Source organism: Ferruginibacter sp. (assembly GCF_031391665.1).
GTDB lineage: Bacteria > Bacteroidota > Bacteroidia > Chitinophagales > Chitinophagaceae > Ferruginibacter.
The window spans coordinates 1-15,734 of record NZ_JANMUN010000177.1 but is presented as its reverse complement, the minus strand read 5'-3'; the positions used below and the strand labels follow the sequence as shown (position 1 = coordinate 15,734).

The following is a 15,734-nucleotide window of genomic DNA, read 5'->3' as shown; positions in this document are numbered from 1 at the left end:
GATCAAAAAGACGAAACCAGTAATCTTAGCAGTTACTCTTTTTGATCCCAGTAAAAACTTACACGCCATGTACCGGCTATAGGTGTGGTGTTATTAATAGCTGCCACATCATCGCTTTTGGAGCAGGAAGAAGACTGCATTGTAGTAAACATTGTTACCAATGCCAGGGCTGCTAAAAGATTAATGCTTTTTGTTTTTACTGCGCTTTTCATAATTATAAATTTTACTGTGAATGATTATGCAGTAAAAGTGCAACAACTATGGCTTGCTTAAAACTAATTATTACTGAGCAGGTATTTTATTATGCCGAACGGGAAAATAGTCATTTTTCATCGCCAAGCCAGAGTTTAAAATCGGCAGAGCGTTCGGTACTTACAACAGTTTCGTGTTTTGCAGGCGGATTTAATTTTATTAGCACCCGGCTTTTGGAGTAAGAAAACATTTCGGCAATGGATTGTATGCTGATGATGTATTGACGGTTGATGCGGAAAAAAGTTTTAGGGTCAAGCATGGCTTCTAATGCATCGAGGTTAAAATCTATGGTAAAGCGGCGACCCTCCTTAGTGGTTAAAAAATTTATTTTGTCTTCGGTGTAAAAAAAAGCCACTTCTTCAATGGTAATTGTTTTAATGTGTTCGCCATAGCGTACCACAAAACGTTTTTTGTATTCGGTGCCGGCAGTAAAAGTTTTTAATAACTGGTTAATATCTATTGAAGGCGAAGCAGATTTTATTTTTTTATATTTTGTGATGGCATTGGCCAGCTCTTCTTTTTTTATGGGTTTTAAAAGATAATCAATACTGTTTACTTTAAAGGCCTCTATAGCATATTGATCGTAAGCTGTTGTAAAAATTACAGGGCACAATATTTCCACTGCTTTAAATATTTCAAAGCTTAAGCCATCCGATAATTGAATATCAGCAATAATTAAATCGGGTAATTTATTTTCTGCAAACCATTTTATAGAGGAAGATACACTTACAATATTGTCGGATACTTCAGCATCGGGCTCAATTTCCTTAAGCATTTTTTGTAAGCGCTTTGCTGCCGGATCTTCATCTTCAATAATTAAAATCTTCATTTTACTGATGTTTTAATGCAGGCAATGAAACGGTAAAGTAGTTATTTTCGTTGGTTACTGCAACAGCTTCTTTACTTAAGATGGCATAACGGTTAATAATATTTTGCAGGCCCATACCAGTTCCTGCTTCTGTAGATAGTTTTGGATTAATATTGTTACGCATAATTAAACGGGTTTCTTTTTGCATAAACAGATCTATTATTAAAATGGTTTCTTTTGAAACGGCATTGTGTTTTATTGCATTTTCTAAAAGCAATTGCAGGGTAAGTGGTGGAATAAATATTTGTTTTTTTTCTGCTTCGCTGATATTGATATTCAGTTTTAAATTATTGCCATACCTTTTTTGCTGCAGGTAAAAATAAGTGTTGAGTAAATTAATTTCTTCGCCAAGAGAAATAATATCTTTATCACGGTAGTTTACAATATTTCGAAAAAATTCTGAGAGCTGCTCTACATAACCCACTGCATTTTTTGGATTTTCCTCAATGGTAGATATTAAAGTATTGAAACTGTTGAATAAAAAATGCGGATTTATTTGATTTCGTAATACCTGGAACTGGAACTGTATTTTTTCGTTCTGTAAATGCTGTAATTTTTTTATATTATTTTCTCTCCACCGCATGTACAAAAACAATAACAATGCACCGGATGCAGTGCAAAGCAAAATAAACCACCACCGTTTCCAAAATGGGCTTGATATTGTGAAAGTATATTTTGCTTCAGTTGCATTTTCAAAATTTTCGTTAACCGAAGAGCGGACATGAAATATATATTTACCCGGCCTTAAGTTAGGAAAGGGAATACTTTGATCTTTTGTTGCAATCCAGGATGTATCCCAGCCATCTAATTTATACTGGTAATGAACTTCATCGGGGTTGGTGTAGTAAAGCCCTGTAAAATTAAATGTAAAGCCATTTTCGTTATGGTTAAAATGGGGTTCCGCATCTTTATCAATTGTTTGTAAAAATAATTGTATGCTGGTAATAATTGTTGTTGGTTGATGAATAGTTTTTGTAACTGGCGAATACACTACAATACCACCTGATGTGCTTAATAAAATATTTCCTGATGAATCGGTTGCAACACTTTCTATGGCAGTATTTACATCAGGTATGCCCTGTGCATTGTTTAAGTAAGTAACGGATCCGGTTGCAGAATTTAAAATATCAATACCTTTTTCGTTTACAATAATAATATTACCCAGCTTATCGGTTTTAATACTGGTAATTTTCAAATCGCTTTTACCATCTGTAAGCGAATAATTTTTAAATGCAGTGCCATTGTAACAATAAATACCAGCATCTTTTGTATTAAACCAAATATTACCTTTTGCATCTTCGGTAAAAGAATAAATATGATCATCTTTTAAGCCATTGCTTTTATTAAAGTTTATGAATTTGCCATTTTGTAAAACAGTTACACCTTTTCCATCGGTGCCAAACCAAAGCCTGCCCATTTTATCTTTATAAACAGAATGAATATAATTATTACCAATGTTGGGTATATCGTTGTAATTGGTGTAGTTGTAATTGGCTGTAATATTTTTATTTGATTCTGTAAGCTCAAAAATTGTTGCCACACCTTCCAGTCCGCCTGCGCAAATGGTATTGCCTGTGCCAGTAATGGATAGTACACTTGCTTTTTTTAGCAAAGGGTTTTCATTAATATTTCTGTAACTGCCAGTAATAGGATTTAAAACAAAAATACCTTCTCCCATTACGCTTATCCAAATGTTGTGAAACATATCCTGGTATAAACCTGTAATATCTGTTTTAGCAGTTAATTCTTTTATTCGGTAATTTTTAGTTTCAATTTTATTGGCGGATAAAATATATTTTATCAATCCACCATCGGTACCTACCCAAATATTATTTTCATAATCAGAAAGAATGGTGTGAATCGTTGCATATACTGCTTTATCGTACAAGGGTAGCAGCGTTAATTTATCTGCAGAAGAACAAATTAATTCTGCAGCACCTGTCATCCATATATTGCCTTCGTTATCGCTTAATAAATTGCTGATATTATTTTTATCAGAAGCAGTGGGAAAAACATTTTTTATAGACTTAGCGGTATCGGATAATTTAAATAAACTATTTTCCTGTGTGGCAATCCACAAATTATTTGGTGTGGCAAGTATGGAGTTTACCTGCCCGTAATTCCAGTTGCTGGCTGCAGTGGGAACGATGATTTGTTTGGTGGTGTGGTTGTACAGGCAAAACCCTTTTTCCTGCATACCAATCCAAAAAGAATTATTGCCTGCAGGTGTAATTGCAGTAATGTAATAATCGGGTAACCCATTTTTTGGGCCAATTATTTCTACTGTTTTTTTTGCGCCATTAACTTTGCAAATATTTATGCCCTGGTCGGTAGCAGCAAGTACATCACCATTATCTGTAAGCGCTAAAGCATGAACATATTTATCGCTTAAGCCTTCTGCTTCGTTTATTAAATACAAATGACTGTTGGTGAAATAATAAATGCCTTCGCCATTGGTGGCAAACCAAATATTATTTTGTTTATCCTGTAAAAATGCAGTGATGGCAACTTTTGGTGTTCCTTCTTCGGGTTCAAAATATTGCAATTGATTATTTATTTTTTTTGCAATTTTTCCATTTTTAAACCCTGACCAAATTTGTTTTTTATCATCTTCAAAAACTGCGGTAACAGTATCTTTTGCAGCAGGAGAGAAATTTATTTTATCAAATTTTTTTCCATCAAAAGTATATAAGCCATTTGTGGTGCCGGCATAAATAAATCCATCGGTGGTTTTGTATAAAGTATTTATTTTAAAAGGCTGGTTATCTTCTAAAAGTTTAAATGATTTATACCCAAATACCTGCGCTGTACTTTTTTGTACCCATGTAAAAAACACAATAAAAATTATTATTCTTTTAAGCAGTAGCATTATAAGCCGGGTTATTTTTTTACTAAATCTGCTTTTACTTCTACTTTAATTTCCGAAGCCAGGTTTTCATGCACCACTTTAGGAATAGGAATATTATGATCGGCCAGTAAAACAGTAAAATTTGATTTAATGCTGATGTTGGAATTTTTTATGGTAAGTTCAGTTTTAATAATGCGTTCCTGCACCACACCATGAATAGTTAAGTTGCCTTTTGTTCGGATAGAATACACACCATCTTTTGTAAAATCTATATCCTCTATTATTTTTCCTTCAAAAGATGCTGCAGGATATTTGTTGCTTTCTAAATAATTTTCATTAAAATGTTCCTGCTGCAGCGGACTGTTGAAACCTTTAAAAGATTTTACATTTACCCTGAAGGCGAACTGTTTTTTTTCCGGAATTATTAAACCTTTAAGTTCGTTACTCATGGCTTTAATTAATTCAAGCGAAGCTTCTGACCGGAATGCAATGCTTCCTGTATTTACTTTATATTCTGCCGCCTGATCATTTGTATAAAATGACAGCAGTAATAAAACAGAAAAAAATATGGCAAGCTTTTTAAGCATGATGTAATTTATACAATACTTTGCTACTGCGCTGTTAAACTCTTTTTATACTAGCGGTTTTTGCCAATAGTAAATACACGGGAAATATTGAAGCCAAAAAACATATCTCCTTTTTCCCAAAGGCCTGTTGTTTCGGTAATAAAAGTACGTTCACTCATACCCTGAGAGTTGGTAAAGTGTAACTGAAATACATGGCCGCCGGTTTCAATATCAAAACCTAAAGAGAGTGAGTTAGTGGTGTTTGATAATTTATAATCGGGCAACTGGTAATAATATTCAAAATTTAAACTTACACGTTTGCTTAATTTTTGGCGTCCGCCAATTCCAATAGCAATTAAATCATTCGGCTCGGCGGCCAATTGCACTAAGTTGCGGTGCGTATAAGTTGGCATCAGTTGTAAAGAAGTACTTTCAGAAAATTTGCGGCCAATAATTAACTGGTGTGTAAAAAAAAGCCGTGATGAAAAATAATTTGTTCTTGATGTGTCTTCAAATCTTATTGTTTTTAATGCAATTGTAGGTACATAACTTAAAGTAATGGGCATATTACGTTTACCTTTCGATTGCCTTAATATTTTTAGTTTAAAAAATGCATCGTAAGTTTTTTGATACGTACTGCGGCCAATGCCCACCATTAAATAATCGGTAATGCCATAATCAAATCCCATACGCATGGTGGCATTATCCAGGCCAAATAATTCGTAACCGCCGCCATTAACTTTTCCAAAGCGGTGAGAAATTTTTACATCTAAAACCCTTTTGCCAACATTTTCTACCGTATGCCCGTTTATTAAACGGGTAGTTTTAAAAGTTGCTGTAGTATAATCTGTCGTGTTTTCAGTTTCGCTTTCCAGCTGGCTCATAATATCTGTTGTGTCCTGTGCTTTTGCAGTACAGCAAAATGCGAACAAAATAAAAGCACCGCAACATATTTTTTTTGAAAACAGCATATATTTATTTTACAAAAGTGATTTACATTTTTTGATCGAGGTTACAGTTTACCGTTATTTCAATACTCTCCGAAATATTATTTTTTACAGCGCCGGGAATTGAAATATTATAATCGGCAAGTTTTGCCATAAACTTTGAGGCGGCAGTTATTTTTCCTCCTTTAACAGTAATTGTACCGGGTGCTGTAATATTTTTTGTAATGCCATGCATGGTAAGATCGCCTTTTACAGATACAGTATGATTACCATCTTTAGTAAAATCTATTTTGCTGATATCGCCTACAATGCCTTTAAAAGTTGCTTTTGGAAATTTAGAACTCTCTATATAATTCTCATTAAAATGTTCTTCCATTAATGCTTTGGCAAAGTGAAAACCTTTGGTTAATAAAGAAAATTGTAAATCTCCGCTTTGGGTATTCAGCACACATAACACCTGGTTATTGTCGGCTTTAATATCTTCCATTTTTGTGGTGGAGAAAAAAGATACCAAACCATTTTTTGTAAATACTTTTTGTGCATGGGCAGCAGCGTTAAAAAATACTACTGCTGCAACTGCAAAAATAAAACGTTTCATACTTTCAATTTTTTTAATAGTTATTTTAATTATTTAATGCCCCTGCATCAAGCCATTTTTTTATTTTGGCAAGATTACAGGTATTCATTTTAGCAGCATTTTTTGGCATGGGCGAAAAACTGGTGGCATGCGAAACAGCACCCCAAAGCCTTCCGTTAGTGGCCTGTATTTTAACATCGGCATAAGCATCTAATTTTATACCGGCCGATGGTGTGTTGCCACCATGGCATGTAATACAATTAGAACTTAGTATGGGTACAACCGAACGGCTGTAAGTAACATTTGCAGTATCGCAAATGGTATCGGGGTACAACACTTCTTCTTTATCGTAATAGCAACCCGTTGTTGATACCAATAATAAAAACAAACCAATTACTGTAACTGTAATTATATTTTTTGTTGCAGTAAACAAAAGTTGTTTCATTATTGATTTGCTTGTTTAGTTATTTAAAGCCCCGGCCGCCACCCATTTTTTTATTTGTGCAATCTGGCAATCAGTTAATTTGTTTGCATCTTTTGGCATTGCCGAATATCCTGCAGTGTGTGTTACTGCACCCACTAATCTTCCGTTTAGTGCCTGCACTTTTACAGCATTGTAATTACTTAAATCTATATTGCCCGATGGCACTGTGCCACTGTGGCAACCTGTACAAAAAGTATTTATTATTACACTTACATTGGCCGCATATTTAAACTGGTTACTATCGCAGGAAGTGTTGCAGTTAACGGTATTTTTTGCACCTTCATTTATCCATTTTGCAATTAATGCTTTTTGTGCAATGGTTAAATCTGCATTGGGTGGCTGCGGCATTTTATCTTTTCCGGTTTCAAATAATACCCTGTAAATTTTACTGTTATCTGCGTTGCCTGGCACAATATCTTTACGCATAATGTTTGCATAACTGTCCAATACCAGGTCTTCCTTGTGTGTAGCTGCATCGTGGCAACCTGATTTTGCGCAATTGCTTTGAAACAATGGTAATATTTCACTTTCAAAACATACACCATTATTTGCAACCGGCCCGGGCTGGGGTGTAGTATTTACAATAAGCACTGGTACTTCGTGTTTGCAGGAGTTAAATGCAAAGAGGGCAATAGTAATTATAGTAAGGGTTAAAAATATTTTTTTCATTGATGATAATAATTATTTGGTAATAAAACCTCTTATTAAAACTACATCTCCGGGAATGCCCATTTCTGCATCAAAGTTATACCCTGTACAAATACCTTTTACAGCAATTATGCTGCCTGCATTAATATTTTGTATTTTTTCTTCCATGGTGCAGTTAATAAAAGCGCCATCAGTATTTGTTTTTAAAAGTATTACAGTATTCCCCTGCTGATCTGTTTTAACAGCAGCAATTTCTCCATTTACTTTTGTAACTTTTTTATTGGTTTCGTCGCCAATAAATTTATTTTTAGCAAGAGAAGAGTCTGTTACAAAAATTTGGTGTAGATCAGCTGCAGAAATTTCGGCAGCAGGCGCAGCACTTTCTACACTAAAATGTTTTTTATTATACATTTTGTAGCCAATAACTGAGGCTGCTAACGCTACCGCCGCAATTGCGAGGAGAATTATTTTTTTTGTTTTTGCCGGCATAAATATTTCTGTCGTTAAAATTAAAGATAGGTTGCCTGTAAACAGTTGCAATTTTACCCAACGGGTATTTATTGGTACTGAACGGGAATAATAAGCGCTTAGTTGCTTGAAGTAATATAGTTCTCTACCGGAATGCGGTTGCTGATACTTTTTGCAAGTGTCATTTCATCGGCATACTCCAGCTCGCCACCAAATGCAATGCCCCGGGCAATGGTAGTAATTTTTACAGGGAAAGATTTTAGTTTTTTACCAATATAATAAATGGTAGTATCCCCTTGTATATTGGGGTTGAGTGCAAAAATTATTTCAGTAATTTTTCCTTCTGCAATACGGTTAATTAATGATTCAATTTGCAATTGCTCAGGCCCCACACCATCCAATGGAGAAATGATGCCGCCTAAAACATGGTACACGCCATTAAACTGCTGGGTGCTTTCAATTGCAATTACATCACGTATATTTTCCACCACACAAATCATTTCCTGCTTGCGCAGGTTATTGCTGCAAATATTGCATAAAGGTTTATCAGAAATATTATGGCAGCGGCTGCAGAATTTTATTTCGCTTCTTAAAGTTGCCACAGCACTGCTGAAATTATTTACATCATGCACATCCTGCTTAATAAGATGCAATACCAAACGCAGTGCAGTTTTTTTTCCTATGCCAGGCAGTTTGGCAAATTCGTTAACAGCATTTTCTAAAAGAGAAGAAGAAAAAATCATAGGCAAATATAATGGATAATGGAATAATTTATAATGAATAATACTTCTGTGAGTAACGGTTTGAAAGTATAGCAGTAACTGCAAACTTAAAAAAATTATTCATTATCCATTAACCCATTATCCATTACAAATTGATCTCACTTTCATTATCCCAATTTTCCCTGACAGATATTTTTTTAGGAATAGTAATTACTTTTTCAGGTTGATTTTTTTTGGAATAATTGCCGGGATCCCACAGGCCATTATTATTATCATCGTATAAAATTCTTATTTCGTACTCGCCGGGATTAAATAGTTTATTGCGCCATTCTTTTGCAGTTAAGGCAAAACTTGCTTTCACTTCGTCAGTTTGTACAAATTGTAATACCGGGCGTTTGGTAAAATCAATATTATTAAAACGCAATACTACATTACCATAATCACTTTCTTTTTTACTTTTAAAACGAAGCGTATCTGTTTTGGTAATGGTGCTGTCGGTTTTATCGGTCACTGCATCTTTTTGAATAATCAACCTGTAATCAAAATCCTCCGCCCATTTAGTAAAGAGTTTTAGTTTATTACTGTCGGCTAAAAACGAAACGCCGGTAACCGCAACATAATTGGTATCCGTTAAAATAATTTTTGTGCTGTCGAAATTTTTAATTGGGTTATTAAATTCTATAGTAAGGCTGTCCTTTAAATCTTGTTTTGCTCCTGAACCTGCTAAAGTATAGCGTAGTTTTTTTTGTGCTGCAGTTTTTGGTTTTGTTGTTGTGGTTGTTGCAGGAAGCTTGCTGGTTTTTTCTTCGGCGTAAGCAAATAAATTTACCGGTGTGGTGCTGTCGCTAACCATAATGGGAGCATTGTTAAATGCAAATAATTCTGTTGTAGAATTATAAGTTTTACCACCATCGCCATCTTTTAATGCATAAATATCATATTTGCCGGAAGGTAAATTATTAAATGTAAAACTGCCATCGCCTTTTACATTAGCAATGTAATTAGGCTTTATTTGTTGTACAGAAGAATCGTTGGCGTTGCGGTACAGCATTACAATTAATGTGCTGTCGGGCTTACCGGTTTCTGCAAGCTCCACTTTGCCCGACACTGTTAGTGAATCAATGAAGTTACCGGTTGAAAAAACATACGTAAAATCTTTAAAAATATTTCCTTCATTTACATCTTTAATTATATTGCCAAAATTTATTGAATAGGTAGTGTTGGCTAATAAAGTATCTTTTAGTTTTACAGATATGGTTTTTAATTTGCTCCTGAATTCGGGGTTAACTTTTGGATATGGCGATACCAGCACATTGGCCTGCACATCCTGCAGTTCATCAATGTATTCATCAAAAGTAAAAGTGATTTTATTGCCGGTAAAATTGGTGCTTAATAATTTAGGGTCGGCTGATAATAATTTAGGCGGCAAAGAATCTCTGTCTCCACCTGATATGGAACCTATTTGTGCACAGCCGTTACTAACAATAATTATGATTGCACTAAATGAAAAAATAAGAATGAAATATAAAAGGTAAGATAGCCTCATTAAAATATTTTGAAATGCAAACTTAAAGAGTTTAGATTGTTTACCATTTTTTAAAATCATAAAATACCCTTAATCTGTAATTTCTTCCTCCTCCAAATCATGCAGCGCCACCGCAAGCTGGTTATCTTTTACAAAATTGCACCAATGGCAATCTTCTTTTCCGCAGCCGGTATAAAAATCACGGTGTTGTATTTTGTCCCAAACCTGTGTTAGCTGTTGCTTTACTGTTTCAATATCCTGCGGAGCAATTACTATTTTTTCTTTGCGGTATTCTTTTTTCTTGTCGGGTTCTACAAAATCGAATTCTGTACTAATTACTTTCCAGTCCTTCTGGTCATAATTATCCACTAATATTTTATAAAAGACTGCCTGCCTCCAGTAATCGCCGCCGTTGGGTTCTTTATCGTTGGGCGCTTTTAATTTAGGAATAGCTTTATCAATATCGCCGCTTTTATAATCTACTACGTTTACATTTTTACCATCAAACTCCAGCTTATCTAATTTGCCTTTAAGCGGCACACTGTTTACCACCACGCCACGGATATTTCTTTCTACCGCCACTACTTTATTCCAGCTGTTAATATATTTATCGTAATAATTTCGCAATACTTCGTCACCGTATTCTATTCGTCTTTCAAAAGCTTCTTTAGTAAAATTTTCTCTATGCCGGTTGATGTACCATTTAAAATCGGCGATCATTTCTTCTTTTGATGGAAATTTTTCCTGTTTACCATCCTGCATCTTACGGAATAATTTTTCCAATGCATAATGTATGGCACTGCCAAATTCTGTTGCTTCACTTTTGCCGCTGGGTATGCGAATTAAATTTTGATAATAAAATTGCAGCGGACATTTTAAGTAATTATTCAGCGCCGTTACATTCATTACAAATTTATCCAGCAGGGCTGTTATAAAATCGTCTTCTGCTTCCTCAATTTCAGGAGCCTGCGCATTAAATTGCAGCAATTCAAAAGCAGCCATTTCTTCAGCAGATATATTTACTTTTTCAATTGTAATTTCATGCTGTTCTAAAATTTCAGCAATAAACATAGAAGGCTCAATTTCTTTACCATCATTTTTAAATTTGGCATAAGAGATAAACAGATGTTGCTCTGCTCTTGTTAGGGCCACATAAAATAAACGTCTCAATTCTTCTTCATCCGATGAAACGGGTTGCGAAGAAAACATGGTATCAGGAAATTTATAGCCGCCGCCGGGTTTACGTTTCTTTTCCCAGCTGGATGCATTTACACCTGCAAAAAAAACATACTCAAACTCCAAACCTTTACTGCCGTGTGCAGTAAGCAGATTAACGCCTTTGTCGCTGCCCGCTACTTGTATCATAGGCAATGGCAGGTTCTCTTTTTCCATTAATTCTATAATAGAAATAAATCCTTCTAAACCCATTAAAGGATTACGGCTGGTTTCATCTTTTATAAAATCGAACAGCGCAGTAAGCAATTGCATTAAAGCAATTTTTTCATTGCTCTTCATTATGTAAGGCAGCACACCTGCATGCTGAATGATATTTGCAAAAAGTTGCTGCAGCGTAACATTGCTTACATCTGCAATTAACTGCTCAATAATTTTACTTACGGTTTTTAAATTTTCATTTATACCGGTATCAAATAAATCTTTTGCAGGTTTGTTAGCCTTATCAAATAATAATTTGCGTATGGATGTTACTTCGCTGTTATATCTTTTTTGATTTACTTCTACCGTAAGTTTTGCAATTTCTATCGGAGGTATAGTATAGAAATCGTAATGCAAAATTTCAAACAGCATTTCATCGCCGCCATAAGGAATATCATGCTCGGCATATAAATAGCGTAAGATTTGCAACAGCTTTTTAATAAAAGCATTTTCTAAAATATTTACACTCCGTTTGCTGTACACAGGAATTCCCTTTAACCGAAAATATTTTGCCAGCTCTTCGCCATATTTATTTTCTTTATAGATGACGGCAATTTTACCCGGCTCCACTTTTTGATTTACTAAACTGTACACCTGGTTAGTAATGCCTGCCATTTCTTCTTTAACCGAATTGTATTCGTTAATGACCGGTTGATTTTTTAATTCTTTTATTTTTATGTTGGAAGAAATTAATTCTTTACTCAGACCTTCAATTTTTTTAACTAACCGTTCTTCATTTTTATTGATGAGTGTTTTAGAAATATCCAGAATAGGTTGTGTACTGCGGTAATTATTGGTGAGCACTACAGTTAATAATTCTTTGGTGTACACATTGGCAAAGCCCAGCATGTTCTCTACATTCGCCCCTTGAAAACGGTAAATACTCTGGTCATCATCACCCACTACAAAAACATTGGGCTTATCCCAGTAACTGATCAAAAGCTGCACCAGCCTGTTTTGTATACCGCTGGTATCCTGGTATTCATCTACCAATATGTATTGAAACTTTTCCTGATAGTTGGATAACACATTGGCATTTTCTTCAAAAACTTTTATCACCCAATTGATCATGTCATCAAAATCGTAGCAGTTTTTTTTACGCATCAGGTTTTGATAATTATCAAATTCATTTACGGCTGCCCTCAGTTTTTCAACTTTTTCTTTTTCTTCTTCAATTTTATCAGTGCGTACATCGCCTTTTTTAAATGCTGCCACGGCACGTTTGGCAATGTATTCATCACGGTGGGGTAAATCGGCAATGTACTCGTCAATTTTTTGGTTGATAAAAGTTGGAGCCCAGCCTTCCCGTTTCATGGCGCTGAACAAATTTTTAAGATTATTTATTTCGTAATACACATCGCCACGATATCTTTTTAATAAATGATTTTTTGGGAAAGAATCAATAAGCGTTTTAAAAAGCTGGATGCTTTCCAATTCCGAAACGGCGTCCAACGATGTTTTTTCGAAAAGTGATAAATTATCCTGTATCACATCATTACAAAAAGCATGAAAGGTATAGATGTTTACTTTGTAGGCATCGGCACCAATAAATTGTACCAGTCTTTTACGCATTGCAATAGTACCAGCATCGGTGTAAGTAAGGCATAAAATATTTTCGGGCAGCACATCGGTATCCAACAAAATTTTTCCAATACGTGCCGCTAATATTTGCGTTTTGCCGGTGCCCGGTCCGGCAATAACCATTACAGGGCCTTCAATGGTATCTACAGCTTTGCGCTGCTGTTCATTTAGTTTTTTATATTCTTCTGTAAATTTATTTTGTAAGATGTTGCGGTAGTTCATCATGCCTCAAAGATAAAGCGAAAGGCGAATGTAAAATAAATTTGATGCAGCCCGGATTTGCTGTAAATTACAGTTGAAAATGAATGATTATGCCTGTCGCTGCTACTAATAAAAAAAACGTTTCGCTTAACAGTGTTTTAGCTGCTGCAAAAAAATTGAATGCAGAAGAAATACAACTGTTGAAAGTAAAACTGTTTGGTGATGAAATTATAAATGAATTAAAAGCCTTTGAATCAGCCATGAAAAAAAGAAAGTCTGTTATTAAAAAATCGGATGATGAAATTGTAAGTGCTGTAAAAAAAATACGGGCAAAAAATGCTGCGAAATAAAAAATGCTGTATCGACAGTTGCATATGGATAAAATATGCCGGGCATTTTAAAGCGGCAACATTACTTCGCTACATTAGCGAAAATAAATTAACGGTATTTGCAGACCGTTATCTGTTAGCTGAAATACACGAAGCCCTCATAAAAGTTTTTAATTTTTCGGTTGCCGAAGCCGATTATATCATTCGCAAAATTGAACCCTTTATTATTATAATTACCCCACGTAATATTTACAGATTTTCTCCCGACCCAAAAGATAATTACCTGTACGATATCTGTATTCAGTATAATTGCAAATACCTTATCACTATTGATAAAGCGCTTTTACTAGATGAAAATGCCCCTTTTTTAAGAAAGACTGACGCATGGTTAAAGAAAAAGAAATGATGATAAACTCAACATTTTTGTATACTTATTGTTTATAGGTAAACAATAAGTTTATGAGCAAAGTGTACTCCCTAAAAACCATTCAGCAATTACCAATAACCCTAGAGCAAGCCTGGGATTTTTTCAGCAGCCCGGCTAATTTAAAAGAAATTACACCAGATAACCTGGGGTTCAATATTGTTTCTAAACATCATGGCGAAAAAATGTATGCCGGGCAAATAATTGAATACACCGTTAAACCCGTTTTAGGTTTACCACTTTACTGGATGACAGAAATAACACATGTTGAAGATAAAAAATATTTTGTGGATGAACAGCGCTTTGGGCCTTACAGCATGTGGCACCACCAGCATCATTTTAAAGCTACACCAAAAGGTGTGGAGATGACCGATATTGTACATTATAAATTGCCCTTTTGGTTTTTGGGAGATATTGCTAATATATTATTTGTTAAGCAGCAACTGAAAACTATTTTTGATTACCGCTTTAAAATTGTAGAAAAAAAATTCGGGGCAGGTTAAAAATAAAATTAACAAAAACAATTGTTATTAATCGGTATCATTATTGCAGTGTAGCAATATCTTAGCAATATATTGTATCCCGAATGAAGTATGCAACGTTAATTTTAATACTGTTTTTTTTTACGGGTACTACTTTAGTGTACGCTCAAAAAAATTACAAGGATACTGCAGTAAAGCACAAAACGCCACTCATCAGTACTGCTTATTACAGAGATACAACATTGGTGCTTATTCCTTTCGATTATAAACAATCTGCATTATATCAGCCGTATACTTACGAAGTAATTGACAGCGTTGTTACAATGCTGTTGAAAAAAAATGACGTCACTCTTTCAATTGATGGCTATGCACACCCCGATGAAGGCAACGATACCATTTGTAAATATTTAGCTTTGAACAGGGCTTTGTTTGTTAGAGATTATGTATTAGGCCGTGGTATCGACAGCAGCCGTATAATTTTAGTTAGAGGATTGAGTAAAACAAAATCGGTAAACAGTGATATTGATAAGGACGGACATACCCGTAACTGCAAAGCAGAGCTGCGGTTGAATTTTCCGATACCTCCCGAAATTTTAAGAAAGGCCGACAGGGACGAAGATGGTGTTGTTGATATTGAAGATAGTTGCCCCGATGATTATGGCTACAAAGAAAATAATGGTTGTAAAGATTCCAACACAATTGTAATCCCTTTCGAAAATCAGCAATCATCCTTATCGCCATTTACTTACAGAGCATTAGACAGTGTGGTGACGGTGCTAAAAGAAAATGCAGCTTACACCGTAGCCATTGAAGGGCATGCTTACAAAACCGAAGGTATATATGCAGTATGCGAAAGACTATCAATGGAAAGGGCTTCAATTGTAAAAAATTATTTACTCTCCCGTAACATTTCAAACAAACGTATTGTTACAATTAAAAGTGCCGGCATTAACCGGCCTTACAATGCTGGTAAAAACCCCAGAGAGATTGCTGCAAACTCCCGTGCTGAAATTTTACTTAAAAAATAAATGTACTTATTTTACCCCTGCTCTTTTTTTCAATTCAGCAACAGGCATTACCATCAATCTTCCAATGGGTTTATTATTACGGTAAGTAATTACTTTCATAGCCACTGCATCTTTAGGAACTGTTAGCGGTGTTGTATATGCAGGGTAAAAATTATCCGGAAAAGAATTATCAAAACTGTAATGGATATTTAAACCTTCCACTTCTGTACTAAGTGTAACCACAATTTCAGCATCTTTTTTACGTACATCAAAAATGGCATCATACATACTGGGTGCATATTTTATAGCAGCCACATCAAATCTTTCCATTTGATTTTCTACACGGCTAACAAAATTATTCCAGTTCCTGT

General features: G+C 34.9%; 17 protein-coding genes. 4 read left to right on the top strand and 13 right to left on the bottom strand.

Annotated elements, in window-relative coordinates:
* Positions 1–32: 32 nt before the first annotated feature.
* From ACY651_RS13635 to ACY651_RS13580, 12 genes are all read right to left on the bottom strand, one after another.
* The gene (locus tag ACY651_RS13635) at positions 33–212 is read right to left on the bottom strand and encodes a hypothetical protein (protein WP_462253652.1); all 180 of its coding nucleotides are present in this window, start codon (positions 210–212) and stop codon (positions 33–35) included.
* A gap of 110 nt (positions 213–322) precedes the next feature.
* Positions 323–1,081 carry a LytR/AlgR family response regulator transcription factor gene (locus ACY651_RS13630; protein WP_462253650.1) on the bottom strand — a complete coding sequence of 253 codons (759 nt, stop codon included), beginning with the start codon at positions 1,079–1,081 and terminating at the stop codon, positions 323–325.
* Position 1,082: 1 nt separating this feature from the next.
* On the bottom strand, positions 1,083–3,989 hold the full coding sequence (locus ACY651_RS13625; RefSeq protein WP_462253648.1) for a sensor histidine kinase: 2,907 nt from the start codon (positions 3,987–3,989) through the stop codon (positions 1,083–1,085).
* Between the two features lie 11 nt (positions 3,990–4,000).
* Positions 4,001–4,555 carry a YceI family protein gene (locus ACY651_RS13620; RefSeq protein WP_462253646.1) on the bottom strand — a complete coding sequence of 185 codons (555 nt, stop codon included), beginning with the start codon at positions 4,553–4,555 and terminating at the stop codon, positions 4,001–4,003.
* Between the two features lie 50 nt (positions 4,556–4,605).
* Entirely contained in the window at positions 4,606–5,505 is a 900-nt protein-coding gene (locus ACY651_RS13615) for a DUF5777 family beta-barrel protein (protein WP_462253644.1), read from the bottom strand.
* 22 nt (positions 5,506–5,527) lie between these two features.
* Positions 5,528–6,079 (bottom strand): YceI family protein, encoded by a 552-nt coding sequence (locus ACY651_RS13610; protein WP_462253642.1) that lies wholly within the window; start codon positions 6,077–6,079, stop codon positions 5,528–5,530.
* A gap of 25 nt (positions 6,080–6,104) precedes the next feature.
* Entirely contained in the window at positions 6,105–6,503 is a 399-nt protein-coding gene (locus tag ACY651_RS13605) for a hypothetical protein (protein WP_462253640.1), read from the bottom strand.
* Between the two features lie 15 nt (positions 6,504–6,518).
* On the bottom strand, positions 6,519–7,211 hold the full coding sequence (locus ACY651_RS13600; RefSeq protein WP_462253638.1) for a c-type cytochrome domain-containing protein: 693 nt from the start codon (positions 7,209–7,211) through the stop codon (positions 6,519–6,521).
* Between the two features lie 12 nt (positions 7,212–7,223).
* On the bottom strand, positions 7,224–7,730 hold the full coding sequence (locus tag ACY651_RS13595; protein WP_462253636.1) for an OB-fold protein: 507 nt from the start codon (positions 7,728–7,730) through the stop codon (positions 7,224–7,226).
* 47 nt (positions 7,731–7,777) lie between these two features.
* Positions 7,778–8,485 carry a recombination mediator RecR gene (gene recR / locus ACY651_RS13590; protein ID WP_462253634.1) on the bottom strand — a complete coding sequence of 236 codons (708 nt, stop codon included), beginning with the start codon at positions 8,483–8,485 and terminating at the stop codon, positions 7,778–7,780.
* 40 nt (positions 8,486–8,525) lie between these two features.
* Positions 8,526–9,926, bottom strand: a complete 1,401-nt coding sequence (locus ACY651_RS13585; protein ID WP_462253632.1) for an Ig-like domain-containing domain — start codon at positions 9,924–9,926, stop codon at positions 8,526–8,528.
* 69 nt (positions 9,927–9,995) lie between these two features.
* Complete coding sequence (locus tag ACY651_RS13580) at positions 9,996–13,145, bottom strand: ATP-dependent helicase (protein WP_462253630.1); 3,150 nt, start codon at positions 13,143–13,145, stop codon at positions 9,996–9,998.
* A gap of 86 nt (positions 13,146–13,231) precedes the next feature.
* On the opposite strand from ACY651_RS13580, the gene ACY651_RS13575 reads away from it, so the two are divergent.
* The 4 genes from ACY651_RS13575 to ACY651_RS13560 all read left to right on the top strand — a co-directional run bounded on the left by ACY651_RS13575 (position 13,232) and on the right by ACY651_RS13560 (position 15,384).
* On the top strand, positions 13,232–13,471 hold the full coding sequence (locus ACY651_RS13575) for a hypothetical protein (protein ID WP_462253628.1): 240 nt from the start codon (positions 13,232–13,234) through the stop codon (positions 13,469–13,471).
* Positions 13,458–13,856, top strand: coding sequence for a putative toxin-antitoxin system toxin component, PIN family (locus ACY651_RS13570; RefSeq protein WP_462253626.1), 399 nt, complete (start codon positions 13,458–13,460; stop codon positions 13,854–13,856). Before ACY651_RS13575 ends, ACY651_RS13570 begins: the two co-directional genes overlap by 14 nt.
* Positions 13,857–13,909: 53 nt before the next feature.
* Entirely contained in the window at positions 13,910–14,377 is a 468-nt protein-coding gene (locus ACY651_RS13565) for an SRPBCC family protein (RefSeq protein WP_462253624.1), read from the top strand.
* An 83-nt stretch (positions 14,378–14,460) separates the two neighbouring features.
* A complete protein-coding gene (locus ACY651_RS13560; RefSeq protein ID WP_462253622.1) occupies positions 14,461–15,384 on the top strand; it encodes an OmpA family protein in 924 nt (307 codons plus the stop codon).
* 6 nt (positions 15,385–15,390) lie between these two features.
* Here ACY651_RS13560 and ACY651_RS13555 read toward each other — a convergent pair.
* Positions 15,391–15,734: chitobiase/beta-hexosaminidase C-terminal domain-containing protein (locus ACY651_RS13555; RefSeq protein WP_462253620.1), on the bottom strand; the 344-nt coding region annotated here is incomplete at its 5' end.

What these genes read in the sequence shown, in the direction of transcription:
- ACY651_RS13565 (WP_462253624.1), top strand. Translation starts at nt 13,910, where the DNA reads ATGAGCAAAGTGTACTCCCTAAAAACCATTCAGCAATTACCAATAACC.
- ACY651_RS13610 (WP_462253642.1), bottom strand. Translation starts at nt 6,079, where the DNA reads ATGAAACGTTTTATTTTTGCAGTTGCAGCAGTAGTATTTTTTAACGCT.
- ACY651_RS13615 (WP_462253644.1), bottom strand. Translation starts at nt 5,505, where the DNA reads ATGCTGTTTTCAAAAAAAATATGTTGCGGTGCTTTTATTTTGTTCGCA.
- ACY651_RS13630 (WP_462253650.1), bottom strand. Translation starts at nt 1,081, where the DNA reads ATGAAGATTTTAATTATTGAAGATGAAGATCCGGCAGCAAAGCGCTTA.
- ACY651_RS13570 (WP_462253626.1), top strand. Translation starts at nt 13,458, where the DNA reads ATGCTGCGAAATAAAAAATGCTGTATCGACAGTTGCATATGGATAAAA.
- ACY651_RS13585 (WP_462253632.1), bottom strand. Translation starts at nt 9,926, where the DNA reads ATGAGGCTATCTTACCTTTTATATTTCATTCTTATTTTTTCATTTAGT.
- ACY651_RS13580 (WP_462253630.1), bottom strand. Translation starts at nt 13,145, where the DNA reads ATGATGAACTACCGCAACATCTTACAAAATAAATTTACAGAAGAATAT.
- ACY651_RS13605 (WP_462253640.1), bottom strand. Translation starts at nt 6,503, where the DNA reads ATGAAACAACTTTTGTTTACTGCAACAAAAAATATAATTACAGTTACA.
- ACY651_RS13560 (WP_462253622.1), top strand. Translation starts at nt 14,461, where the DNA reads ATGAAGTATGCAACGTTAATTTTAATACTGTTTTTTTTTACGGGTACT.
- ACY651_RS13600 (WP_462253638.1), bottom strand. Translation starts at nt 7,211, where the DNA reads ATGAAAAAAATATTTTTAACCCTTACTATAATTACTATTGCCCTCTTT.
- ACY651_RS13635 (WP_462253652.1), bottom strand. Translation starts at nt 212, where the DNA reads ATGAAAAGCGCAGTAAAAACAAAAAGCATTAATCTTTTAGCAGCCCTG.
- ACY651_RS13575 (WP_462253628.1), top strand. Translation starts at nt 13,232, where the DNA reads ATGCCTGTCGCTGCTACTAATAAAAAAAACGTTTCGCTTAACAGTGTT.
- ACY651_RS13625 (WP_462253648.1), bottom strand. Translation starts at nt 3,989, where the DNA reads ATGCTACTGCTTAAAAGAATAATAATTTTTATTGTGTTTTTTACATGG.
- ACY651_RS13620 (WP_462253646.1), bottom strand. Translation starts at nt 4,555, where the DNA reads ATGCTTAAAAAGCTTGCCATATTTTTTTCTGTTTTATTACTGCTGTCA.